Source organism: Aminobacter sp. SR38, from assembly GCF_014843375.1.
Taxonomy (GTDB): Bacteria; Pseudomonadota; Alphaproteobacteria; order Rhizobiales; family Rhizobiaceae; genus Aminobacter; species Aminobacter ciceronei.
In genome coordinates this window covers 2,977,103-3,000,983 of sequence record NZ_CP062112.1, presented here as the reverse complement: position 1 = coordinate 3,000,983, position 23,881 = coordinate 2,977,103, and the positions used below count along the sequence as shown (strand labels likewise).

Annotated in this window: 19 protein-coding genes; 15 read left to right on the top strand and 4 right to left on the bottom strand. The window is 65.1% G+C overall.

The features are described 5' to 3' along the window. The 4 genes from hisA to coaA all read left to right on the top strand — a co-directional run bounded on the left by hisA (nucleotide 1) and on the right by coaA (nucleotide 2,987). On the top strand, nucleotides 1–765 hold the full coding sequence (gene hisA, locus IG197_RS14620) for a 1-(5-phosphoribosyl)-5-[(5-phosphoribosylamino)methylideneamino]imidazole-4-carboxamide isomerase (protein WP_192312828.1): 765 nt from the start codon (nucleotides 1–3) through the stop codon (nucleotides 763–765). Further along, nucleotides 762–1,547 (top strand): imidazole glycerol phosphate synthase subunit HisF, encoded by a 786-nt coding sequence (gene hisF / locus IG197_RS14615; RefSeq protein WP_154385277.1) that lies wholly within the window; start codon nucleotides 762–764, stop codon nucleotides 1,545–1,547. The genes hisA and hisF overlap by 4 nt, the downstream gene beginning before the upstream one ends. A gap of 121 nt (nucleotides 1,548–1,668) precedes the next feature. Further along, nucleotides 1,669–1,995 (top strand): phosphoribosyl-ATP diphosphatase, encoded by a 327-nt coding sequence (locus IG197_RS14610; RefSeq protein ID WP_067965889.1) that lies wholly within the window; start codon nucleotides 1,669–1,671, stop codon nucleotides 1,993–1,995. Between the two features lie 29 nt (nucleotides 1,996–2,024). Continuing rightward, entirely contained in the window at nucleotides 2,025–2,987 is a 963-nt protein-coding gene (coaA, locus tag IG197_RS14605; protein ID WP_067965886.1) for a type I pantothenate kinase, read from the top strand. A 12-nt stretch (nucleotides 2,988–2,999) separates the two neighbouring features. On the opposite strand, the gene IG197_RS14600 is transcribed toward coaA, so the two are convergent. The 4 genes from IG197_RS14600 to IG197_RS14585 form a co-directional block, all read right to left on the bottom strand. Beyond that, entirely contained in the window at nucleotides 3,000–3,623 is a 624-nt protein-coding gene (locus IG197_RS14600) for an alpha-ketoglutarate-dependent dioxygenase AlkB (RefSeq protein ID WP_182576154.1), read from the bottom strand. 99 nt (nucleotides 3,624–3,722) lie between these two features. Beyond that, nucleotides 3,723–4,238: a peptidoglycan-binding protein LysM gene (gene lysM / locus IG197_RS14595; RefSeq protein ID WP_067955760.1), complete on the bottom strand. Its 516-nt coding sequence runs from the start codon at nucleotides 4,236–4,238 to the stop codon at nucleotides 3,723–3,725. A gap of 140 nt (nucleotides 4,239–4,378) precedes the next feature. Continuing rightward, nucleotides 4,379–4,816 (bottom strand): alternative ribosome rescue aminoacyl-tRNA hydrolase ArfB, encoded by a 438-nt coding sequence (gene arfB / locus IG197_RS14590; RefSeq protein WP_192312825.1) that lies wholly within the window; start codon nucleotides 4,814–4,816, stop codon nucleotides 4,379–4,381. An 86-nt stretch (nucleotides 4,817–4,902) separates the two neighbouring features. Beyond that, nucleotides 4,903–6,513, bottom strand: coding sequence for a phosphoenolpyruvate carboxykinase (locus tag IG197_RS14585; RefSeq protein WP_192312823.1), 1,611 nt, complete (start codon nucleotides 6,511–6,513; stop codon nucleotides 4,903–4,905). 357 nt (nucleotides 6,514–6,870) lie between these two features. Between IG197_RS14585 and IG197_RS14580 the strand changes: the two genes are divergently transcribed. The 11 genes from IG197_RS14580 to addA all read left to right on the top strand — a co-directional run bounded on the left by IG197_RS14580 (nucleotide 6,871) and on the right by addA (nucleotide 23,873). After that, complete coding sequence (locus IG197_RS14580) at nucleotides 6,871–7,572, top strand: response regulator transcription factor (RefSeq protein ID WP_109578295.1); 702 nt, start codon at nucleotides 6,871–6,873, stop codon at nucleotides 7,570–7,572. A gap of 28 nt (nucleotides 7,573–7,600) precedes the next feature. After that, a complete protein-coding gene (locus IG197_RS14575) occupies nucleotides 7,601–9,361 on the top strand; it encodes a sensor histidine kinase (RefSeq protein ID WP_182574514.1) in 1,761 nt (586 codons plus the stop codon). 3 nt (nucleotides 9,362–9,364) lie between these two features. Continuing rightward, nucleotides 9,365–9,811, top strand: coding sequence for an HPr kinase/phosphorylase (locus IG197_RS14570; RefSeq protein WP_192312820.1), 447 nt, complete (start codon nucleotides 9,365–9,367; stop codon nucleotides 9,809–9,811). Nucleotides 9,812–9,970: 159 nt separating this feature from the next. After that, nucleotides 9,971–10,372, top strand: coding sequence for a PTS sugar transporter subunit IIA (locus IG197_RS14565; protein ID WP_067955745.1), 402 nt, complete (start codon nucleotides 9,971–9,973; stop codon nucleotides 10,370–10,372). After that, the gene (locus IG197_RS14560) at nucleotides 10,369–10,671 is read left to right on the top strand and encodes an HPr family phosphocarrier protein (protein WP_067955743.1); all 303 of its coding nucleotides are present in this window, start codon (nucleotides 10,369–10,371) and stop codon (nucleotides 10,669–10,671) included. Before IG197_RS14565 ends, IG197_RS14560 begins: the two co-directional genes overlap by 4 nt. Before the next feature lie 152 nt (nucleotides 10,672–10,823). Further along, the gene (gene ahcY, locus IG197_RS14555) at nucleotides 10,824–12,224 is read left to right on the top strand and encodes an adenosylhomocysteinase (protein WP_067955742.1); all 1,401 of its coding nucleotides are present in this window, start codon (nucleotides 10,824–10,826) and stop codon (nucleotides 12,222–12,224) included. 195 nt (nucleotides 12,225–12,419) lie between these two features. Next, nucleotides 12,420–14,969, top strand: coding sequence for a PAS domain-containing sensor histidine kinase (locus tag IG197_RS14550; protein WP_192312817.1), 2,550 nt, complete (start codon nucleotides 12,420–12,422; stop codon nucleotides 14,967–14,969). 5 nt (nucleotides 14,970–14,974) lie between these two features. Continuing rightward, nucleotides 14,975–16,483: a tRNA (adenosine(37)-N6)-threonylcarbamoyltransferase complex ATPase subunit type 1 TsaE gene (gene tsaE / locus IG197_RS14545; protein WP_192312816.1), complete on the top strand. Its 1,509-nt coding sequence runs from the start codon at nucleotides 14,975–14,977 to the stop codon at nucleotides 16,481–16,483. A 36-nt stretch (nucleotides 16,484–16,519) separates the two neighbouring features. Beyond that, nucleotides 16,520–17,224 carry a nucleotidyltransferase family protein gene (locus tag IG197_RS14540; RefSeq protein ID WP_192319765.1) on the top strand — a complete coding sequence of 235 codons (705 nt, stop codon included), beginning with the start codon at nucleotides 16,520–16,522 and terminating at the stop codon, nucleotides 17,222–17,224. Then, entirely contained in the window at nucleotides 17,221–20,346 is a 3,126-nt protein-coding gene (gene addB / locus IG197_RS14535) for a double-strand break repair protein AddB (RefSeq protein ID WP_192312813.1), read from the top strand. The genes IG197_RS14540 and addB overlap by 4 nt, the downstream gene beginning before the upstream one ends. Then, a complete protein-coding gene (gene addA, locus IG197_RS14530) occupies nucleotides 20,343–23,873 on the top strand; it encodes a double-strand break repair helicase AddA (RefSeq protein WP_192312810.1) in 3,531 nt (1,176 codons plus the stop codon). Before addB ends, addA begins: the two co-directional genes overlap by 4 nt. The last annotated feature ends 8 nt before the right edge of the window (nucleotides 23,874–23,881 follow it).

The window sequence follows — 23,881 nt, the reverse complement described above, 5'->3', positions numbered from 1 at the left end:
ATGATCCTTTTCCCCGCCATCGACCTCAAGGATGGCCAGTGCGTGCGCCTCAAGCTCGGCGACATGGACCAGGCCACCGTCTACAACGACGATCCCGGCGCCCAGGCAAAAGCCTTCGAGGACCAGGGTTTCGAGTGGCTGCACGTCGTCGACCTCAACGGCGCCTTCGCCGGTGAGAGCGTCAACGGTTCGGCCGTCGAGGCGATCCTCAAGGCCACGAAGAACCCGGTGCAACTCGGTGGCGGCATCCGTTCGCTCGCCCATATCGAGAGCTGGTTGGACAAGGGCCTCGCCCGTGTCATCCTCGGCACCGTTGCCGTGCGCGACCCCGAGCTGGTCAAGGAAGCCTGCAAAAAGTTCCCCGGCAAGGTTGCCGTCGGCATCGACGCCAAGGGCGGCAAGGTTGCCGTCGAGGGCTGGGCCGAAGCCTCAAGCCTCGGTGTCGTCGAGCTGGCGAAGAAGTTCGAGGGCGCCGGCGTCGCCGCCATCATCTACACCGACATCGACCGTGACGGCGTTTTGGCCGGCATCAACTGGGATTCGACTATCGACCTCGCCGAGGCGGTCTCGATCCCGGTCATCGCCTCGGGCGGCCTCGCCTCGCTGGCCGATATCGTCCGCATGACCATGCCCGACGCGAAAAAGCTCGAAGGTGCCATCTCCGGCCGCGCGCTGTATGACGGCCGCATCGACCCGGCCCAGGCGCTGGCCATTCTGCGCGGCACGCTCAAGCCCGAGCCGGGCCTTTTCGAGGAACGGAAATGACCCTTAAAGCTCGCGTTATTCCGTGTCTGGACGTGAAAGACGGCCGCGTCGTCAAGGGCGTCAACTTCGTCGACCTGATCGATGCCGGTGATCCGGTCGAGGCTGCCAAGGCCTATGACGCCGCCGGCGCCGACGAACTCTGTTTCCTCGATATTACCGCCTCATCCGACAACCGCGAGACCATCTTCGATGTCATCGCCCGCACTGCCGAGCAGTGCTTCATGCCGCTGACCGTCGGCGGCGGCGTGCGCCAGGTTGCCGACATCCGCAAGCTGCTGCTCGCCGGCGCCGACAAGGTGTCGATCAACACGGCGGCTGTGAAGAACCCGTCCTTTGTCGCCGAGGCCGCCGACAAGTTCGGCAACCAGTGCATTGTCGTCGCCATCGACGCCAAGAAGGTGTCCGAGGCTGACGAAGCCGACCGTTGGGAGATCTTCACCCATGGCGGCCGCGAGCGCACCGGCATCGACGCCGTCGAGTTTGCCCGTAAGGTCGTGGATCTTGGCGCCGGTGAGATCCTGCTCACCTCGATGGACCGCGACGGCACCAAGATCGGTTATGACATTGCGCTGACCCGCGCGGTGGCGGATGCGGTGCGTGCGCCGGTCATCGCCTCGGGTGGCGTCGGCAACCTTGACCACATGGTCGCGGGCATCCGCGATGGCCACGCCACGGCGGTGCTGGCCGCTTCGATCTTCCACTTCGGCACCTACACCATTGCCGAGGCCAAGGCGCACATGGCAAAAGCGGGCTTGCCGATGCGGCTGGACCCCATTGGCTGACTGGCATGATCCCGAAAAGCGGGGACTGGTTTTCGGAAAAGATCATGCGACAACAAAATGATAGAACATGTTCCGTTTCGGCTCTTCGGAATGGAACATGTTCTGGACTGCCGAGGCCACAATGACCGGATTTTCCCTTTCCGACCTGGAAGAGATCGTCGCCGAGCGTGCCCGCTCGGGCGATGCCAGTTCCTGGACCGCCAAGCTCTACCAGTCGGGCATGGAGCGAGCGGCCAAGAAGCTGGGCGAAGAGGCGGTTGAAACAGTCATCGCCGCGGTCAAGGGCGACGCCGCCGGGCTCGTTTCGGAAAGTGCCGATCTCCTTTATCATTGGCTCGTCGTGCTGGCCGTCGCCGGCATTCCGATGGCTGAGGTGATGGCCGAACTGGAGCGGCGCACCTCGCAGTCCGGAATTGCCGAAAAGGCCTCGCGCAAGAACGAAGGCTGACCTTGGTCGGCCGCCGCAGGGAACAGTCGATGGATCAACTCGCACCGACGGACAAATACTCCCCCTACTGGTTCTTCTCCGCCGAGCATTGGGCGGGTTTCGGCGTCGACATGTCGATGACACTGACCGCCGACGAGGTCAGGCGGCTGAGCTCCATGTACGAGCCGATCGACCTCGACGAGGTCAGGCGCATCTATCTGTCACTGTCGCGCCTGCTCTCGGCCCATGTCGAGACCAGCCAGCAGCTCTTCCGCCAACGCCAGCGCTTCTTCAACTCGGAGAAGAAGGGCACCAAGACGCCCTTCATCATCGGCATGGCCGGCTCGGTCGCCGTCGGCAAGTCGACGACGGCACGTATCCTGAAAGAGCTGCTCACCCGTTGGCCGTCGAGTCCGAAGGTCGACCTGGTGACGACGGACGGCTTCCTTCATCCCAACGAGGTGCTGCGCCGCGACAATCTGATGGAGCGCAAGGGTTTTCCCGACAGTTACGATGTCGGCGCTCTGTTGCGTTTCCTCTCGGCCATCAAGTCGGGGCAGCCCAATGTCCGCGCGCCGGTCTATTCGCACCTGACCTATGACGTCATGCCCGGTGAGTTCGTCACCGTCGATCGGCCCGACATCCTGATCTTCGAGGGCATCAACGTGCTGCAGCCGCGCGAACTGCCCAAGGATGGCAAGTTCGTGCCCTTCGTCTCCGATTTCTTCGATTTCTCTATCTATATCGACGCCGACGAACAGATCATCCACGAGTGGTACATCGAACGCTTCATGCGCCTGCGCGAGACCGCTTTCCGCAATCCGCAGTCCTTCTTCCATCGTTATTCGCAGCTGTCGGAAGATGCCGCACGTGCCATCGCCGAAGGGCTCTGGGCCAACATCAACCTGAAGAACCTGCGCGAAAACATCCTGCCGACGCGTCCGCGCGCCGACCTGATCCTCAAGAAGGGTGCCGGCCATCTGGTTGAGGAAGTGGCGATCCGCAAGCTCTGAGAGTTCGGCCGCTTACGCCGCAGCCGGCTTGGTCACGCGTCTTAGCGTCAGGTTGATACGGCCACCCTGCTTCAGCAGGGCCGAGGTCATCGGATAGATGCGGTCGACGCCGTGGAAGGCCAACCGCCCCTCCCCGCCCAGCACCACCACGTCACCGCTCTCGAGCCGGAACGACACCGTCCGGTCGTCGCGCCTGACACCGCCGACGCGGAACAGGCAAGCGTCACCCAAAGATACAGAGACGACAGGCGCTTCGAATTCGCGCTCGTCACGATCCTGGTGCAGCCCCATCTTGGCCGCGTCGGTGTAGAAATTGACGAGGCAGGCTTCCGGCGGATGCGGGTAGCCCGAAACCTCGCGCCACAGCGCAAGCAAGGCCTCGGGGATCGGCGGCCATGCTTCGCCCGTCACCGGGTGTTCCGGCTGGTAGCGATAGCCGCGCTCCTTGTCGGTGACCCAGCCGAGCGAACCACAATTGGTCATGCGCACGCTCATTTCCTTGCCGGTCCTGGGCATGGCGGGCGTGTAGAGCGGTGCGGCCTTCACCACCTCACGGATGCTTTCGACCAGTCCTTCCTGCACCTCGCGGGTGAGAAAGCCTGGCATGTGGCGGACGCCTTTGGGCAATACGAGCACGTCTAAGCTGCCTTGTTCGATCTGGCCGTCCACGATGCCAGCTGAAACGCAAAACGGCGACCCGAAAGCCGCCGTTCGCATGAACCGAGTGTCTTCGGCTCAGGCCGTCGCGATATCGGGGATACGCAGCACCTGGCCGGGATAGATCTTGTCGGGGTGCGTCAGCATCGGCTTGTTGGCCTCGAAGATGACGGTGTATTTCGACGCCTTGCCCTTGCCGTACTGGGCTTCGGCGATCTTCGACAGGTTGTCGCCCTTCTTGACGGTGTAGAACACCGGCGCCTTGGCAGGCGTGGATGCCTTGACCAGCTCCGTCATGTCGACAGTGCCGTCGAGCTTGAGGCCGGAGTCGGGCGCAACGACCTTGAGCTCGTCTGCCTGCACCTTGGAAACGCCAAGCGTGTTGCCGACGGCGATGACCGCTTTTTCGAAGATCGACTGGTCCTTGACCACGCCGGTCAGCACGGCGGTGTCGCCCTTGACCACGACCTGCACGTTGTCGGTGCCGAGCTTGTGCGAATCGAGCTCTTTCTTCAGCGTGTCGGCGCTCGGCGCCTCGTCATCCCCGAAACCAAGCTTCTTGCCGACATTCTTGACGAAATCGAACATGCCCATTCGTGGTCTCCCTTGCTGTGGCAGTCGCCGAAACTTGGCATCTGCGGGAGCAAATTGGAAGCGGCAACCGAAGGCTGTGTCCCAGGGCAATCCTGAGGAGGTGCGAAACGCCCTGCCGTCGGCCGTCGGGCTAAAGAGGCCTAGTCGCCGTCGACCCGCCCGCGCAACTTCTTGACTGTCGAGCGGCCGGACTTGGTCTTCAGCCTGCGCTCGACCGAACCCTTTGTCGGCTTGGTCTTCTTGCGCGGCGGCGGTGGCGGCTCGGCCGCCTTGGCGACAAGCGCCGTCAGCCTGGCGCGCGCATCGGCGCGGTTCTGTTCCTGCGTCCGATAGCGCCCGGCTTCGATGACGATGACGCCGTCCTTGGTCGCCTTCTGCCCGGCGAGCTTGATGGTCCGTTCGCGCACGCGCTCGGGCAGCCCCGGTGCGTTGGCGGCGTCGAAGCGCAGCTGCACGGCTGTCGCCACCTTATTGACGTTCTGGCCACCCGGCCCCGAGGAGCGGATGAAGTTCTCCTCGAGGTCGTCGGGATGGATGACCACGTCATTGGCGATGAAAATCTTGTCGTCGGCGCTCATGCGTGAAGTCATGCCGTGCCGGCGCGCAAAAGAAAAGGCCCGGCGCTTGGCCGGGCCTTTCGATGTTTGTTCAGCCGATGCGAGTGTTACTCGGCGGCTTCGCGCACCTGCGGTGCTGCGCCCAGAACGGAGGCGTCGACATGGCTTTCGAACTTGCCGAAATTGTCGACGAACATTGACACCAGCTTCTTGGCCTGGCGGTCATAGGCAGCGCCGTCGGCCCAGGTCGAACGCGGGTCGAGGATCTTGCTGTCGACGCCCGGCACCGAGACGGGCACGGCGAAGCCGAAATTCGCATCCGTGCGGAACTCGACCGCGTTCAGCGAGCCGTCGAGCGCTGCCGACAGCAGGGCGCGCGTTGCCTTGATCGGCATGCGCGAGCCGGTGCCATAAGCGCCGCCGGTCCAGCCGGTGTTGACCAGCCAGCAGTCGACATTGTGCTCGGCGATCAGCTGGCGCAGCAGGTTGCCGTATTCCGAGGGGTGGCGCGGCATGAAGGGAGCACCGAAGCAGGTCGAGAAGGTCGCTTCCGGCTCGGTCACGCCACGCTCGGTTCCGGCAACCTTGGCCGTGTAGCCCGACAGGAAGTGGTACATCGCCTGCGCCGGCGTCAGCTTGGCGATGGGCGGCATCACGCCGAAGGCATCGGCCGTCAGCATGATGATGTTCTTCGGGTGGCTGGCCTGGCCGGTGGCGCTGGCGTTCGGGATGAAGTCGAGCGGATAGGCGCAGCGGGTGTTTTCGGTGCGCGAGCCGTCGTCGAAATCGGGAACGCGGTTGTCGTCCAGCACCACGTTCTCGAGCACGGTGCCGAAACGCTGGGTGGTGGCGAAGATTTCCGGTTCTGCTTCGGCCGACAGCCGGATCGTCTTGGCGTAGCAGCCGCCCTCGAAGTTAAAGATGCCGTCAGGGCCCCAGCCGTGCTCGTCGTCGCCGATCAGCGTGCGTTTGGGATCGGCCGACAGCGTCGTCTTGCCGGTGCCCGACAGGCCGAAGAACACGGCGGCGTCGCCGTCGGGACCTTCGTTGGCCGAGCAATGCATCGGCATCACGCCCTTGGTCGGCAGAAGGTAGTTGAGCGCGGTGAACACCGACTTCTTCATCTCGCCGGCATAGGCGGTGCCGCCGATCAGCACGATCATGCGGGTCAGGTCGACGGCGATCACGGTCTCGGTGCGGGTGCCGTGGCGGGCCGGGTCGGCGCGGAACGACGGCAGGTCGATGATCGTCATCTCGGGCACGAAGCTGGCAAGCTCGGCCGCCGTCGGACGGATCAAAAGGTTGCGGATGAACATCGAGTGCCAGGCGAATTCGGTGACGACGCGCGTCGGCAGGCACAGCGAGCGGTCGGCGCCGCCGATCAGGTCCTGGACATAGAGATCCTTGTCGGCCGCCTGGGCCAGGAATTCGGCGTGCAGCGCGTCGAACTGGGCGCGACTGATCGGCTTGTTGTTGTCCCACCAGACATGGTCTTCGGTGTTTTCGTCGCGCACGACGAACTTGTCCTTGGGCGAGCGGCCGGTGTGCTGGCCGGTCTCTGCGACGAGTGCGCCATGCGCGGTCAGCTTAGCCTCGCCGCGCCGGATCGCTTCTTCGGTGAGAAATGCAGCGCCAAAGTTGTAACGGACGGTGCCCGACGTTTTGAGCCCTGCCGTTTCGATCCCGCAGGCGGGATTTCGCTTACCGGTTTCGGTCATTTAGTGAAGCCTCGTAGCCATGACGCTGTGTCCGGTCTGCGGGCCGGACGCCGCTGTCCCAACGGGACTGAGGCAGGCTGAAACAGAAAAGATCAGCGATATCAAATCATTAATCGATTTAAAAAATTTGAAATTTGTCTAAATCGTTTAAAAGGTGTGCAAGCAGTCGCCGGCCCACACAAGATCGGCAGTTTTTTGTTCGAGCTTTGGCGCCGCCGCCCCATATAAGGCAAGCACAAGGCATGGCGGTTGCGCTCCCCTCGAACGGAGGCTATGCCACATTTTGTACCTAATTTGTCCTGCACAAGCCCTGCTCTAAGCAGGAAGGGACACCCGCTCATGAGGGAGCCGCTGGAAATGGCAACGATCGCGCTTGTCGACGACGACCGCAACATTTTGACATCGGTTTCGATCGCACTCGAGTCCGAGGGCTATCGCGTCGAGACCTATACGGATGGTGCGTCGGCGCTCGAAGGGCTGGCCGCGCGTCCGCCGAACCTTGCCATCCTCGACATCAAGATGCCGCGCATGGATGGTATGGAGCTGTTGCGCCGGCTGCGCCAGAAGACCGATCTGCCGGTGATCTTCCTGACCTCCAAGGATGACGAGATCGACGAGCTCTTCGGTCTGAAGATGGGCGCCGACGATTTCATCCGCAAGCCGTTCTCGCAGCGCCTGCTGGTCGAGCGTGTCCGCGCCGTATTGCGCCGGGCAAGCGCCCGCGAGGCCGCGACCAAGGCGCCGACGCAGCAGGCTCGCTCGCTCGAGCGTGGCCAGCTGGTGATGGACCAGGAGCGCCACACCTGCACCTGGAAGGGCGAGCCGGTCGTGCTTACCGTCACCGAATTCCTGATCCTGCACTCGCTGGCGCAGCGCCCGGGCGTCGTCAAGAGCCGCGACGCCCTGATGGATTCGGCCTATGATGAGCAGGTCTATGTCGACGACCGCACCATCGACAGCCACATCAAGCGCTTGCGCAAGAAGTTCAAGGCTGTCGACGACGACTTCGAGATGATCGAAACCCTCTACGGTGTCGGCTACAGATTCCGCGAAGCGTGATATCGGCGAGGGCTGAGATCACATGGCGATGGACGCAGAGATCAGGAAGCCGGCGGCCGCCTCCAAGCGGCCGCGCGGGCGTTTGCTGTTTCTCGACCGGACCCGGATTCGCCTGAGCCGCCTGCTTGGCCATTATTTCTTCTCGAGCCTGACCCGCCGCATCCTGTTCCTCAACCTCGCCGGTCTGGCGGTGCTGGTGGCGGGCATCTTCTATCTCAACGCGTTCCGCGGCGCGCTGATCGAGGCACGCGTCGAAAGCCTGATGACGCAGGGCGGTATCATTGCCGGCGCCATCGCCTCGTCGGCAACGGTCGAAACCGATGCCATCAGGATCGATCCGGAAAAGCTGCTTGAGCTGCAGGCCGGCGAAAGCCTTGGCCCCGGCACCGACCAGCTCGACAGCCTCGATTTCCCGATCAATCCGGAGCGTGTCGCGCCGCTGCTGCGGCGGGTCATCTCGCCGACCCGCACCCGCGCCCGCATCTACGACCGCGACGCCAACCTTTTGCTCGACTCGCGCCACCAGATCCTGCGCTACGACCTGCCGCCGGTGGAGGAAGAAGAGCCGACGCTGATCGAGCGGGCGCAGAAATTCATCTTCGACTTCTTCGTCGACAGCTCCCTGCCGGTCTACAAGGAGCAGCCGGGCGGCAATGGTGCTGCCTTCCCGGAAGTCGTCCAGGCTCTGACCGGCGGTCCCGCGACCATCGTGCGCGTCAGCGAGCAGGGCGAGCAGATCGTCTCCGTCGCCGTTCCGATCCAGCGTTTCCGCGCCGTGCTCGGCGTGTTGATGCTGTCGACCGAAGGCGGCGACATCGACAAGATCGTGGCGGCCGAGCAAAAGGCCATTCTGCGCGTCTTCGGTGTCGCGGCACTGGTCACCGCCATCCTTTCGATGGTTCTGGCCTCGACGATCGCCACGCCCCTGCGCCGCCTCTCGGCTGCAGCCAATCGCGTCCGGCGCGGTAGCAAGAACCGCGACGAGATTCCCGATTTCTCGGATCGCCAGGACGAGATCGGCAACCTGTCGGTCGCCGTGCGCGACATGACCAACGCGCTCTACAACCGTATCGAAGCGATCGAGAGCTTTGCTGCCGACGTCAGCCACGAGCTCAAGAACCCGCTGACCTCGCTGCGCAGCGCCGTCGAGACCTTGCCGCTGGCCAAGAATGAAAGTTCGCGGGCGCGCCTGATGGAGGTCATCCAGCACGACGTGCGCCGGCTCGACCGGCTGATCACCGACATTTCCGACGCTTCGCGCCTCGATGCCGAACTGGCCCGCGAGGACGCCAGCAGGGTCGATCTCAAGAAGTTCATCGGCGACCTAGTCTCGGTGTCGCGTGAGAGCGGCCGCCACAAGAAGCCGGTCGAGATCGAATTCACCCCTGCCAAGTTGCCGGCCGGCGTGAAGAACTACAATGTCGCCGGCCACGATCTGCGCATCGGCCAGGTCATCACCAACCTGATCGAGAATGCCCGCTCCTTCGTGCCCGACGAGCATGGCCACATCGCCATTTCGCTTGCACGCGTCGGCAAGTTCAACGTCATCACCGTCGAGGACAACGGCCCCGGCATCCGCGCCGAAAACATCGACCGCATCTTCGAGCGCTTCTACACCGACCGGCCCGCCAGCGAAGCCTTCGGCCAGAACTCCGGCCTCGGCCTCTCGATCAGCCGCCAGATCGTCGAAGCCCATGGCGGCACGCTGACGGCCGAGAACATCACCGGCACCAAGCCGGGCGAACTCAAGGGTGCGCGTTTCATTGTCGCCTTCCCGGCCGAAAGCTGATCCGTGGCGCCGACCAACATGCATGCGACGGCGATAGTACTCGGCGATCGCGGCGTGCTGATTGCCGGACCGTCGGGCTCAGGCAAATCGTCACTGGCTCTTGCGCTTGTCGAAAAATTTCGCGCCGGCAACCGTTTTGCCCGGCTGGTATCCGACGATCAGGTTTTCCTGTCGGCCCATCAGGGTCGGCTCGTCTGCCATGCGCCGTCAACGATCGCCGGTCTCGTTGAAGTCAGAGGCGACGGCCCAATCCCCGTCGAACATGAGGCCGCGACAACGGTCGACCTGCTTGTCAGGCTGGTTCCGGCCGGCGCGGTGGAGCGGCTGCCCGAGGACGCAAGTGAGCTTCTCTTGGGTTGCAAAGTGCCAAGATTGATGCTCGCGGAGCGCGAAATCGCAGTGGCCACACCCGCGCTGCTGGCGCTGCTCGGCGCCCGGTTTCCAGCCTGAGGCTGCCCAACATTTTTGCTGCATTGCGTCAAAATGGCATGTCTTGCCGTAAATTGGGGCTTGTAAACGCCCTCGCCGTCGACAAGATAGCGCTCCCGCCCCCAAGGCGGCAAAAATACTGCGCGGCTGTGAAAGGGCCATGACGGGAGCCATGACAGAATGATCGGACTCGTGCTTGTGACGCACGGTCAACTGGCTGAGGAGTTCCGCCATGCCGTGGAACACGTCGTCGGACCGCAGGAGAATTTCGAGACCGTCTCAATCGGCGCCGACGATGATATGGCGCAGCGCCGCAGCGACATCATCAACGCCGTTGCCCGCGCCGACACCGGTGCCGGCGTCGTCGTCCTGACCGACATGTTCGGGGGCACGCCGTCGAATCTCGCCATCTCGGTGATGGAGGCCGGCCGTGTCGAGGTCATCGCCGGCATGAACCTGCCAATGCTGATCAAGCTGACCAGCGTTCGCAAGGCCGACAACATGTCCGGCGCGCTCGACGAAGCGCAGGCGGCAGGACGCAAATACATCAACGTTGCAAGCCAGGTGCTGAGCGGCAAATGAGCGGCATGCCCTACTCGCCCGAGAAGGGCCACGTCGTCCGCGACCTCGCCATCGTCAACCAGCGGGGCCTGCATGCGCGCGCTTCGGCGAAGTTCGTGCAGATCGCCGGCGAGTTCGAAGCCTCGATCAGCGTCGAGAAGGACGGCATTTCCGTTGGCGGCACCTCGATCATGGGCCTGATGATGCTGGCCGCCAGTCCCGGCTGCACGATCCGGGTGACCGCAAGCGGCCCCGAGGCCGACCAGGCGATGGAAGCGCTTGCGACACTCGTTGCCGCGCGTTTTGGCGAGGAGTGCTGATCGCCGGGTTATCTGCCCTGTGACATGCACGAATAAAGATTTCTTTATGTCCCATTGTCGATGACGGCCTGATCTGGTAGTCAGGCCGATCTTTCGCGCGCCCTCTCAAGCCTCCCGCTTCGGCGCGCAGCAAACAGGAATCGGAGCAAGCCATGACGGGTAGCAAGGATTATCTGGTCGCCGACATTTCGCTCGCCGGCTGGGGTCGCAAGGAAATCGAGATCGCCGAAACCGAAATGCCGGGCCTGATGGCCTGCCGCGAGGAGTTCGGTGAAGCACAGCCGCTCAAGGGCGCACGCATTTCCGGCTCGCTGCACATGACCATCCAGACAGCGGTGCTGATCGAGACGCTGAAGGCTCTCGGCGCCGACATCCGCTGGGCCTCGTGCAACATCTTTTCGACGCAGGACCACGCCGCTGCGGCGATCGCCGAATCTGGTATCCCGGTCTTCGCCGTCAAGGGCGAGACGCTCGAGGAATACTGGCAGTACACCGACCAGATCTTCCAGTGGACCGATGGCGGCGCCACCAACATGATCCTCGATGATGGCGGCGACGCCACCATGTACATCCTGATCGGCGCTCGCGCTGAAGCAGGCGAAAACGTGCTGTCCAATCCGGGCAGCGAAGAGGAAGAAATCCTTTTCGCCCAGATCAAGAAGCGCATGGCCGAGACGCCGGGCTTCTTCGCCAAGCACAAAGCTGCGATCCGCGGCGTCACCGAAGAGACCACGACCGGCGTCAATCGTCTCTACCAGCTGCAGAAGAAGGGCCTGTTGCCCTTCCCGGCGATCAACGTCAACGACTCGGTCACCAAGTCGAAGTTCGACAACAAGTATGGCTGCAAGGAATCGCTGGTCGACGGCATCCGCCGCGGCACCGACGTCATGATGGCCGGCAAGGTCGCCGTCGTCTGCGGCTACGGCGACGTCGGCAAGGGTTCGGCCGCCTCGCTCCAGGGCGCCGGCGCCCGCGTCAAGGTCACGGAAGTCGATCCGATCTGCGCGCTGCAGGCGGCGATGGACGGCTTTGAAGTCGTAACCCTCGAGGATGCCGCGCCGACCGCCGACATCGTCATCACCACGACCGGCAACAAGGACGTCATCACCCTCGATCACATGCGCCTGATGAAGGACATGGTCATCGTCGGCAACATCGGCCACTTCGACAACGAGATCCAGGTTGCCGCGCTGCGCAATCTGAAGTGGACCAACGTCAAGCCGCAGGTCGACATGATCACCTTCCCGGGGGGCAAGCGCATGATCCTTTTGTCGGAAGGCCGTCTGCTCAACCTCGGCAACGCCACCGGCCATCCGAGCTTCGTCATGTCGGCGTCGTTCACCAACCAGACGCTGGCCCAGATCGAGCTCTGGACCAAGCCCGGCCAGTACAAGAACGAAGTCTATGTCCTGCCCAAGCATCTCGACGAGAAGGTCGCGCGCCTGCATCTCGACAAGCTCGGCGCCAAGCTGACCACGCTGAGCGATGAGCAGGCTACCTATATCGGCGTCACGCCAAAGGGTCCGTTCAAGCCGGAACACTACCGCTATTAACCATAGCGAAAATACCTACTAGATATTGAAGCCGGGCGATTGACTTTCGCCCGGTTTCTTTTTTGGGCGCTCGCCTGCTTCACGTCGATTCGCCTAAGCGGTATGGTGACATGATTCGTCACGCGCCCATTCTTGGCGGGAATTTCGGGCGCTACGGGGCGGTCTTGCAGTCGGGCGGCACAGAGGAAACAAGACATGCCGGGGGAATACCCGCTTCCAGCGGGACAGGCCGTCTCCGGCGGCCACGAGGATTCGCAGAACGCGACCGCAGGTCGCTCCTGGCATGCCTTGCGGCGTGTGGGCGGTTGGGCGGCGTGCGCGGCCCTTGCCACGACTGCGATTTGCACGCCTCTCGGCTTCGCCCACGCCCAGCAGGCATCGATTGCCGGCCTGCCCGTGAGCACCGTCGAAGTCATCCAGCTTGCGATGTTCGTCGGCGTGATGGGCGCTGCCTTGATCTCGGCAATCGCGCTGATCCGCGAGAAGGGCCGCATCAGCGCCGAGAATGTCGAGCTGCGTGGCCGCGTTGCCGATCTCAATGCCTCGCTGCAGCGCTCCGAGGCCCTGCTCAATTTGCGCGACCAGCGCGTCATCGTCTGGGCCAACGAGAACAAGAAGCCCGAACTCGTCGGTTCGCTGCCGATCGAGACAGGGGCCCCGGATGATCGTGCCGCCTTCCTCGGCTTTGGCCGCTGGCTGATGCCGCGTTCGGCCGCAGCGCTCGAAAACGCCATCGCTGCCTTGCGCGACAAGGGCACGGCCTTCGAACTGATTGCCGAGACCCACGCCAATGCTGCGCTCGAGGTCCATGGTCGCAAGAGCGGCGCCCATGTCATCGTCCGCTTTGTCTCGATTTCCGAAGCGCAGCGCGGGCAGGCCCGGTTGAAGCTCGAAAACCAGCGCCTGAGCGCCGAATACGAGACGCTGATCGGCCTGATGGACGCAATCGACATGCCGTTCTGGATGCGCGATGCCGACGGCCGCCTGAAATGGGTCAACAAGGCCTTCGCCAAGGCCGTCGAGGCGGTGGATTCGTCCGCCGCCATTCGTGACGGCAAGGAATTTCTCGGCACCCAGGCGCGCGAGGCGATCGTCCAGCAGCACCAGACGCAGCCGCTGTTCCAGCAGACACTGTCGACCGTCATCGATGGCGACCGCAAGATGTTTGCCGTCACCGATCTGGTCGGCAAGGAAGGCTCGGCCGGCATCGCCGCCGACATGAGCGCTGCCGACGCCATCCGCGAGGAATACAGCCTGGTCGTGCGCAGCCATGCCGATACGCTCGACCAGGTTGCCACCGCCGTCGCCACCTTCGACGCCGGGCAGAAGCTGCGCTTCTACAACAACGCCTTCCAGAAGCTCTGGGATCTCGACGCCGGCTACATTTCGAGCGCGCCCGACAATGCGCTGCTGCTCGACCGCCTCCGCAGCGAACGCAAGCTGCCCGAGCAGCAGGAATGGCGCCGCTGGAAGGAGAACCTGCTGTCGGCCTATCGCGCCGTCGATCCGCAGGAGCACCTCTGGCACCTGCCCGACGGCCGCACCATCCGCGTCGTCGCCAATCCGCAGCCCAAGGGCGGCGTCACCTGGGTGTTCGAGAACCTGACCGAGCGGATCGATCTCGAAAGCCGCTACACCACAGCCGTGCGTGTGCAGGGCGAAACCCTCGACAATCTGGCCGAAGGCGTCGTCGTCTTTGGCCCAGATGGCCGTATCCGCCTGTTCAATCCGGCCTTCGGCCAGCTCTGGGGCGTCTCGCCCGAGGTGCTGCGGCAGAACACGCACATCTCGGCCATCCGCGCCGAATGCGACACGCGTGCCGACAACAGCCCGTGGGGCGATTTCGTCTCCGCCGTCACCGGCTTTGACGAACGCAGCGACCGCCATGGCCAGACCGAGCTCAAGAACGGCTCGGTGCTGCACCATGCCGTCATCCACCTGCCCAACGGCCAGGTGATGCTGACCTTCGTCGACGTCACCGACAGCGTCAATGTCGAGCGCGCGCTGAAGGACAAGAACGAGGCGCTGCAGCGCGCCGACCAGATCAAGAACGAGTTCGTCCAGCACGTCTCCTACGAGCTGCGTTCGCCGCTGACCAACATCATCGGCTTCACCGAGCTGTTGTCGCTGCCCGGCACCGGACCGCTGTCGCCGCGCCAGCGCGAATATGTCGAGCATATCGGCTCGTCGTCGGGCGTGCTGTTGACCATCGTCAACGACATCCTCGACCTCGCTACCGTCGACGCCGGCATCATGCAGCTCGATATCTCCGAAGTGCATGTCCATCGCGCCATCGAGGCTGCTGCCGAGCTCGTCGCCGACCGGCTGGAAGAGCACTCGATCAAGCTTGCCATCGAGATCAAGGGCGCGCCGAAGAGCTTCAACGGCGACGAGACCCGCGTCCGCCAGATCCTCTACAACCTGCTCTCGAACGCGGTGAACTACGCGCCGGCTGCCAGCACCATCACGCTCGCTTGCCGCCAGCGCGCCGAAGGCGTCGAATTTTCGGTCCATGACGACGGCCCGGGTGTGCCGCCCGAGGTGCTCGACACCATGTTCCAGCGCTTCGAATCCCGCGTCAACGGCGGCCGCAAGCGCGGCGCGGGCCTTGGCCTGTCGATCGTCAAGAGCTTCGTTGAGCTGCATGGCGGCACCGTCCGGATCGACAGCGGCAAAGATCTTGGCACGACCGTCATCTGCCTGTTCCCAGACATGCCCGCCGGCGTCCGGGTCGCGGCGGAGTAGCAGGTTTGACGACGGCCAGATCGCTGGAACGGCACCTGCCCGACGAAGCCGCCACCACGCAGCTGGGCGAGGACCTCGCCATGGCCGTGCGGCCTGGCGACGTGTTCCTGCTGGACGGCGATCTCGGCGCCGGCAAGTCCACTTTGGCGCGCGGCCTGATCCGCGCCCTGGCCGCCGATCCCGCCCATGAGGTGCCGAGCCCGACATTCACGCTGGTCCAGAGCTACGACACGCCTGTCGCCGTCCATCATTTCGACCTCTATCGCCTGTCCTCGCCAGAGGAGCTGGAAGAGCTTGGTTTCGACGAGGCGGTTAGCTCGGGCGTGGCGCTGGTCGAATGGCCTGAGCGCGCCATTGATGCCATGCCGGCAACCAGCCTGCGTATTGCGTTCCAGCATGAGGGCGATGGCCGCCGCATCACGATTACAGGCGATGGACCGGCCTTCGACCGTGTCGCCCGCTCACTCGCCATGCGCGACTTCCTCGTAGCCTCGGCGTGGAGCGATGCTCATCGCGCCCGTTTCATCGGAGACGCATCGGCGCGGTCTTATGAGACGGTGACCAGGGAAGGCCATGCACCGCTGGTGCTGATGAACTCGCCGAGACTGACGCTCGGTCCGCCCGTGCGTGACGGCAAGCCCTACGCCGAGATCGCGCACACCGCCCAGACCGTCGCCGCCTTCGCCGCCATCGATCGCGCGCTTGCCGCCGGTGGCGTCACCGTGCCGGGCATCGTCGCCCAGGACCTCGACCAGGGTTTCGTGCTGCTCGAGCATCTCGGCTCAGGCGCTTTCCTCGATCCCGAGGGCAGGCCGGTCACCGAGCGCTACGCAGCTGCGGCAGAACTGCTGGCAATGATTCACGGGAAACATTGGGACGACCGGCTGGAGGCCGCGCCCGGTGTCGTCCACCAGGTGCCGCCCTTCGACCGGGACGCTTTGATGATCGAGGTCGAGCTGCTGGTCGAATGGTATGTGAAGGCGGTCACCGGTGCGCCCGCTTCGGCTGAGCTGTGCGACGGCTACCGCGCCGCCTGGAACGCCGTCTTCGACCGCCTCGCCGACAAGCAATATGGCCTTGTCCTGCGCGACTACCATTCGCCAAACATCATCTGGCGTGGCGATCGCCATGGCCACGACCGCCTCGGCATCGTCGACTTCCAGGACGCGCTGATTGGCCCCGTCGCTTATGACGTCGCCTCACTCGCCATGGATGCGCGGGTGACCGTGTCGCCCGACATCGAGTGCGGCACCGTCGATGCCTATGTCGCCGCGCGACATGCTGCCGGCAGTTTTGACGAGATGGCCTTCCGCGAAGCCTACGCCATCATGGCGGCGCAGCGGAATTCGAAGATTCTCGGCATTTTCGTTCGCCTCGACCGGCGCGATGGCAAGCCGCAATATCTCAGGCACCTGCCGCGTATCAGGGACTATCTGCACCGCTCGCTCTCACACCCGTCACTTGCGGAACTGCGCGACTTCTACCGCGACAACCGCCTGCTTGAGGAGTTCTGACGCGTGAATGGGCCTGCCAAAAATCCCTCCGTCGCCATGGTTCTGGCCGCCGGTCTCGGCAAGCGCATGCGGCCGATCACCGATACGATCCCCAAGCCGCTGGTGCGCGTGTCTGGCAAGACCCTGCTCGACTGGGGTCTCGACAGCCTCACCGAGGCGGGCGTCGAGCGAGCCGTCGTCAATGTCCACTATCTGCCCGACCAGATCGTCGAGCATGTCGCTTCCCGCCAGGCGCCGCGCATCGAAATCTCCGACGAGCGCGACGGACTGCTCGATTCCGCCGGCGGCATCGTCAGGGCGCTGCCCCGGCTTGGCGCAGCACCGTTCTACATCGTCAACGCCGACACCTTCTGGATCGATGAGGGCGTGCCCAACCTGACCCGCCTCGCCCTTGCCTGGGATGCCGGGCGCATGGATATTCTGCTGATGCTGGCGGACCTCGAACAGGCGACCGGACACTCGGGTGGTACCGACTTCTTGGTCGCGCCGGACGGGACGTTGAGCCGCGCCAGGGGCGCGCCCGACGGGCTTATCTATGCCGGTGCTGCGATCGTCCACCCACGCCTGTTCGCCGCTGCACCCGAGACGCCGCATTCGCTCAACCGCTATTTCGACGAGGCGATTGCCAGCGGTCGGCTTCACGGCATGCGCATGTCGGGCAGCTGGATCACCGTCGGCACGCCCGATGCCATCGCACCTGCCGAGGCCGCGGTGAAGAGGGCATTGGCGGAGGCGCAATGAGCGGCCGCGCGTCGCCACGCGTCTTTTCCATCCCGCCCGGCACCCCCTTCCTGCCGACGCTGGCGGCGTCCCTGCTCGACGGCAGCCTGATCTCCGACTTCCGCTTCGACGGCGATCCGCTGGCGCTGGCCGACGTCACAATCTACGTGCCGACGCGCCGCGCTGCGCGTGCGCTGCGCGGTGTCTTCGTCGATGCCGGCGGCGGCAGCTCGGCGATCCTGCCTGTTATCAAGCCGCTCGGCGAGTTCGACGAGGACGAGGCGGCCTTCGAGACCGAAGGCGCCGGTGCGCTCGACCTTGCCCCGCCGGTTTCCGCCACCGACCGCCTGCTCCTGCTCGCACCCTTGGTGCGTGCCTGGAAGCGCCGTCTTCCCGCCCATGTCGCGGCGCTGTTCGAGGAGGAGATCGTCGTGCCGGCCTCGGCTGCCGACGCCATCTGGCTGGCCCGCGATCTCGCCGGGCTGATGGACGAGATCGAGACCGAAGGCTCCGACTGGTCGCGGCTAGCCGACCTGGTGACCGGTGAGCTGTCCGGCTGGTGGCAGGTGACGCTCGACTTCCTCTCCATCGTCACCGGCGCCTGGCCGGAAATGCTGAAGGAGCGCGGCCAGTCCAATCCTGCCGCCCATCGCAGCGCCCTGATCCGCCTCGAAGCCGAGCGGCTGAAGCGCAACCCGCCCGCCGGACCGGTCATCGCGGCGGGTTCCACCGGCTCGATCCCTGCTACCGCCGAGCTGCTCGCGGCCATTTCGCGCTTGCCGCGTGGTGCAGTCGTGCTTCCCGGACTGGACGCCACGCTCGACCAGCGCGCCTATGAGACGATCACCGAGATCGGCGCCAGGGCCTCGGTGCTTGGCCATCCCCAGTATGGCCTTGCCAAGCTGATCGGCAAGATCGGCATCCGGCGCGACGACGTCGACGAACTGGGCGCGCCGACCTGTGCCATGGCCCGCCGCGCGGCCGTCGTCGGTGAAGCGCTGCGGCCGGCCGAGACCACCGACGCCTGGGCCGAGAAGCGCAGCGACGCCGACGACCCCGAGATCGCCGATGCCTTCGCCGGCGTAACACTTCTCGAAGCCGCGCATGAGCGCGACGAGGCGGCGGCTATCGCCATCGCGCTTCGCCAGGCGGTCGCCCAATCGGGCCATCGCGCTGCCCTGGTCACCAGCGACCGCAACCTTGCCCGCCGTGTCGCTGCGGAGCTTCGCCGCTTCGGCATCCAGGCCGACGATTCCGGTGGCGTGCCGCTGGCCAACACGCCGCCGGCAGCCCTTCTGCGTACCATGCTCGCTGCCGCCTTCCGTCCGGGTGATCCGGTGGCGGTGCTGTCGCTGCTCAAGCATCCCTTGCTGCGCCTTGGCCAAGAGCGTTCAGCCGTCCGGCGTGCTGCCGAGACCATCGAGCTCGTCGTGCTGCGCGGTGGCGTCGGCCGGCCTGACATTGCCGGGCTCGCCGAGGAATTCGAGGCCAGATTGACAAGCATGGGTGGCGCGTCGCGCAGGCCGTTCTGGTTCGACCGCATCAGCGTGCGCCGCATCGAGGAAGCCCGGGATATAGCAGGCAGGCTCGTCTCTCGCCTGGCGCCATTGTTCGCCTTTCGTGGCGATTCAGAGGTCGACCTCGCGGCGATCGTCCGTGCCACCGTCGAGGCGCTGGAAAATCTCGGACGCGACGAGCATGGCGGCCTGGGCACACTCTATGACGGCGATGCCGGTGCCAAGCTCGCCGAGGCGCTGCGCTCGCTGGTCGCAGCACAGGCCTCGTTCAGTTTCGTTGCCGACGAGTGGCCCGACGTCATGGACGCGCTGGTGGCGCCCGAGGCGGTCAAGCCGGCGCAAGGTGCCGACCGCGCCATCGCCATCTGGGGTGCGCTCGAAGCCCGCCTGCAGACGGTCGATACGCTGGTCATCGGCGCGCTGAACGAGGGCACCTGGCCGCGCAAGGCAGAGGCCGACCGCTTCATGTCGCGCGTCATGAAGACGGGCATCGACCTCGAACCGCCGGAACGCCGCATCGGCCTCGCCGCCCATGATTTCCAGATGGCGATGGGGGCGAAAAACGTCGTCCTGTCGCGTTCCGCCCGCTCGGGCGATGCGCCCGCCGTGCCGTCGCGCTGGCTGCAGCGCCTGCTCACCTATCTCGGCCCCGACCACGCGGCCGTCTTGCGCAAGCGCGGCGAAAACCTGCTTCACTGGGCGCGCCAGCTCGATGCCGGCCAAAAGTCCGATTTCGCTACCCGTCCGGAGCCCAGGCCGCCGGTGGAGGTCAGGCCGCGCCGCTTCAGCATCACCGAGATCGAGACGCTGCGCCGCGATCCCTATGCCGTCTATGCCAGGCGTATCCTCGGCCTGTCGGCGCTCGACCCGCTGGTGCGCGATCCCGGTGCCGCCGAGCGGGGCACGTTGTTCCACGATATCCTGCACCTGTTTTCGGCGACCATCGTCGATCCGCGTGATCCCACCGCATTCGGCGCACTGATCGCCGCCGGCCGCCATTGCTTCGCCGAGGCGGCCCTGCCCGCCGACGTCGAGGCCGTCTGGTGGCCACGCTTCGAGCGACTGGCGGTCAACATCCTGGAGTGGGAGCGCAGCCGCGCCGACGCCGTGGTTTCCCGCCACGCCGAGGAAGGCGCCTCGGCCATCGAAGTCGGGCTCAGCGGCGCGACGCTGTCCGGTCGCGCCGACCGTGTCGACGTGCTTGCCGGCGGCATGGCAGACATCCTCGACTACAAGACCGGCTCGTCGCCATCCAAGGCGCAGGCGCACACGCTGATCTCGCCCCAGCTGGCGCTCGAAGGCGCGCTTCTGCGGCGTGGCGCCTTCCGCGAGCTTGGTAAGCGCGAGCCCTCGCAGCTGGCGTTCGTCCGCCTGAAGCCGAATGGCGAGGTGTTCGAAGAATCGATCCTCGAGCACAACCGCAAGCCAAAATCAGCCGTCGAACTGTCCGAAGAGGCCTGGGAGCGCTTGGAGCAGCTTTTGCTGCACTACAACGATCCGACCACGGGTTATCTCTCGCGCGCCCTGCCCTTCCGCGAAGGCGAGACCGACGGCGACTACGACCATCTCGCCCGCGTGCTCGAATGGTCGGCCGGCGGTGATGGCAGTGCGGAGGGCGATGAATGAAGAAGGCGTTCTTCGTCCCCACCGAGACGGCAGAGCGCCAGGCGCGCGCCTCCGATCCGGGCAATTCGGTCTGGGTGTCGGCCAATGCCGGCTCCGGCAAGACGCACGTGCTGTCGCAGCGCGTGATGCGGCTTTTGCTGCGTGGCACCGATCCATCGAAGATCCTGTGCCTGACTTATACCCGCGCCGCCGCCGCCAACATGTCGAATCGCGTCTTCGCCAACCTGTCGGAATGGACGATGTTGGCCGACGCCGAGTTGGCCGCACGCATCACGGCACTCGACGGTGTCCGCCCTGACGCTGCCAAGCTGCGCCGCGCGCGCCGATTGTTCGCCGAGGCGCTGGAAACGCCGGGCGGGCTGAAGATCCAGACCATCCACGCCTTCTGCGAGTCGGTGCTGCACCAGTTCCCGCTCGAGGCCAACATCGCCGCCCATTTCGAGATGCTCGACAGCCAGATGGAGGCGACTTTGTTCGCCACCGCGCGGCGCGACATGGTCACCGGCGCCGGCGAGCACAATCCCGAACTCGCCGAGGCCTTCGCCAAGGTGCTGGAGCGTGGCGGCGAGGCCGGGCTCGATGCGCTGCTCGCCGAGATCGTGCGCAAGCGCGATGGGCTGCGCGCCTTCATCGCCCAGGTTCAAGACTTCAATTTCGAAGCGCTCTACGAGGAGTTCGGTTTTTCGTCCAGGGACAGTGCCGAGGCCATCGCCGCTTCGATCTGGCCGCTGCCGGGCTTCGAGCCGACCTTCTTCACCGAATTCGCCATAGCAGCCGAAGCCACAGACGCGCGCAGCGTGCTGAACAATATCCTGCCTAACGCCCGGCTCGCCTATGCCGAGGCCGACCCCATGCGCCGGCTGTCGCTTCTGTGCAATGCCTTCCTCAAGGCCGACGGCGATCCGTACAATCCGTCCAGCGCGTTCAAGAAGGCTTTGCTCGACCGGCTGCCAGATTTGCCCGAGCGTTATGCGGCGACGGCAGCGGCCATCATCGAGGCAGCCGACCGGCTCGCCCATTTTCGCATGCTGGAGGCAACGCAGGCGGCACTGACGATCGCCGACTGGCTGATTGCCCGCTACGAGCGGCTGAAGACCGGCCGCGGCTTCCTCGATTTCAACGACCTGATCACCCGCACCGTCAACCTGCTCGCGCGTCCCGACGCCGGGCCGTGGGTGCAGTACAAGCTCGACAAGGGCATCGACCACATACTGCTCGACGAAGCCCAGGACACCAGCCCCGACCAATGGGAAGTGGTGAAGCGGCTGGCGGAAGAGTTCTTCTCCGGCTTCAGCGCCCGCGACAACGTTCACCGCACGGTCTTCGCCGTCGGCGACGAGAAGCAGTCGATCTATTCGTTCCAGGGTGCCGCGCCCGAATCCTTCGACAACTCCAAGCACGAATTCGCCGGCCGCATCCGTGATGCCGATGCCCGTTTCGAGGACGTCACACTGACCTGGTCGTTCCGCTCGACAGACGACGTGCTGTCGGCCGTCGACCGTGTCTTCGAGGACACCAGCGTTCGTCGCGGCGTCACCCGCGCGCCCGAGCCGCCGAGCCATAAGGCGATCCGCGCCGGGGCGGCAGGTTACGTCGAGGTCTGGCCCTCGGTCGGCGCCGATGCCGTCGACGAGCCCGACGACTGGCGCAAGCCTATCGACCATGCTCATGCGCCTGCCGTGGTGGTTGCTGAACAGGTCGCCGCCACCATCCGCAAATGGCTCGACGAGCGTGAGGTCATCGAAGGCACCGGCAAGTGCCTGCGCGCGGGCGACGTCATGGTGCTGGTGCGCAAGCGCGACCGCTTCGTTCATGCGCTGTCGCGGGCGCTGAAGCGCCGCGACATCCCGGTAGCCGGCGCCGACCGGCTGAGCCTGCCCGGCCATATCGCGGTCAAGGACCTGATCGCGCTTGGGCGTTTCCTGATCCAGCCGGAGGACGACCTGTCGCTGGCCGCCGTGCTGCGTAGCCCGATCTTCGGCATGTCGGAAGATGCGCTGTTTGTGCTCTCGGCCAATCGGGGCAAAGGAAGGTCGCTGATCGCCTCGCTGCGCGATCATGCGGCGAGAGATGCTGTTTTCGCCGAGGCGGCCGCCGTCCTTGAGGCCTGGGCGACGGAGGCTGCCTTCCGGCCGATCTTCGAGTTCTATTCGGGCGTACTGTCGGGCGGAACCAGCCGCGACGGCGTGCGCAAGAAGATGATCTCGCGCCTTGGCCAGGAGGCCGGCGACATTCTCGACGAGTTCCTGAATTTCTGCCTGGCCGAGGAGCGCACCGGCCTGCCCGGTCTCGAATCGTTCCTGTCGACGCTCGAAAGTGCCGGCCCCGAGATCAAGCGCGAGATGGATCAGACGCGTGACGAGGTCCGCATCATGACCGTACACGCCGCCAAGGGTCTGGAGGCGCCGGTGGTGTTCCTCGTCGACAGCGGCTCGGCCCCGTTCAGCGATCAGCATTTGCCGCGCCTGATGCCTTTCGTCCCGCAAGGCCGACACTGGCAGGGCAAGGGTTATCTCTGGCGCGCTGGCGCCGATGTCGCCAACGCCTTCTCGAAGGGTGCCAGCGCGTTGGCCCGCGATCTCGCCGACGACGAATACCGGCGCCTGCTTTATGTCGGCATGACCCGCGCCGAGGACCGGCTGATCATCTGCGGTTATCACGGCAAGCGCCAGCCCGGCCTCAACACCTGGCATTCGATTGTCAGCCGTGCGTTGTCGGTGGCGCCCGAAAGCGCAGAGCGCGGCCATCCCGTCATCACGGACAGGCCTGTCCACCGCTTCCGCGTCACGCCATTGCCCGCAACGCCTTTGTCGGCGCCGGAACCGGCGGCCAGCGAGAGAGCCCGCATCGAGCCCTTGCCGGAAAGCCTTTTTGGCGCGCCGCCGGCCTTCGAGGATTTGCCGCAGCCGCTGTCCCCGTCGGGCGCTTCGGCGCTGATCGAGGAGACGCAGGAGGCCGTGATCTCGGGCCGCTCGCCGGTGCTCGACGCCGAGGGCGAGCCGGGCTTTGCCATCGCCCGCGGCTCGGCCTTGCACCGGCTGTTACAGATGCTGCCGCGGCTCGACGCCGAGATACGCCAGTCCGCCGCCGAGCGCTACCTCGTCCGTGTCGGCCAGGACTGGCCGGAGGCGGAGCGTGCCAGCGCGCTCGCATCCGTGCTTGCAGTGCTCGACGACCCCAGGTTTTCGCCGCTGTTTTCGCCCTCCTCGCGCGCCGAAGTGTCTGTTATGGGCAGCCTCGTGGTCAGGGGAAAGCCGCGCTCGGTGTCGGGCAAGATCGACCGCCTGGCGGTCACCGACAGCGAGGTGTTGATCGTCGACTACAAGACCAACCGGCCGCCACCCGCCTCGTTCGAGCAGGTGCCAAACGCCTATGTCGTGCAGCTTGCGCTCTACCGCGCGCTGCTCCGGCCGCTCTATCCCGGCAAGACGGTTGCCGCGGCCCTGCTGTTCACAGAGGCGCCGCGGCTGATCGCCGTACCGGCCGAGGCGATGGATGCCGCCCTTGTTCGACTCACCCAAGCGTGACACAACGG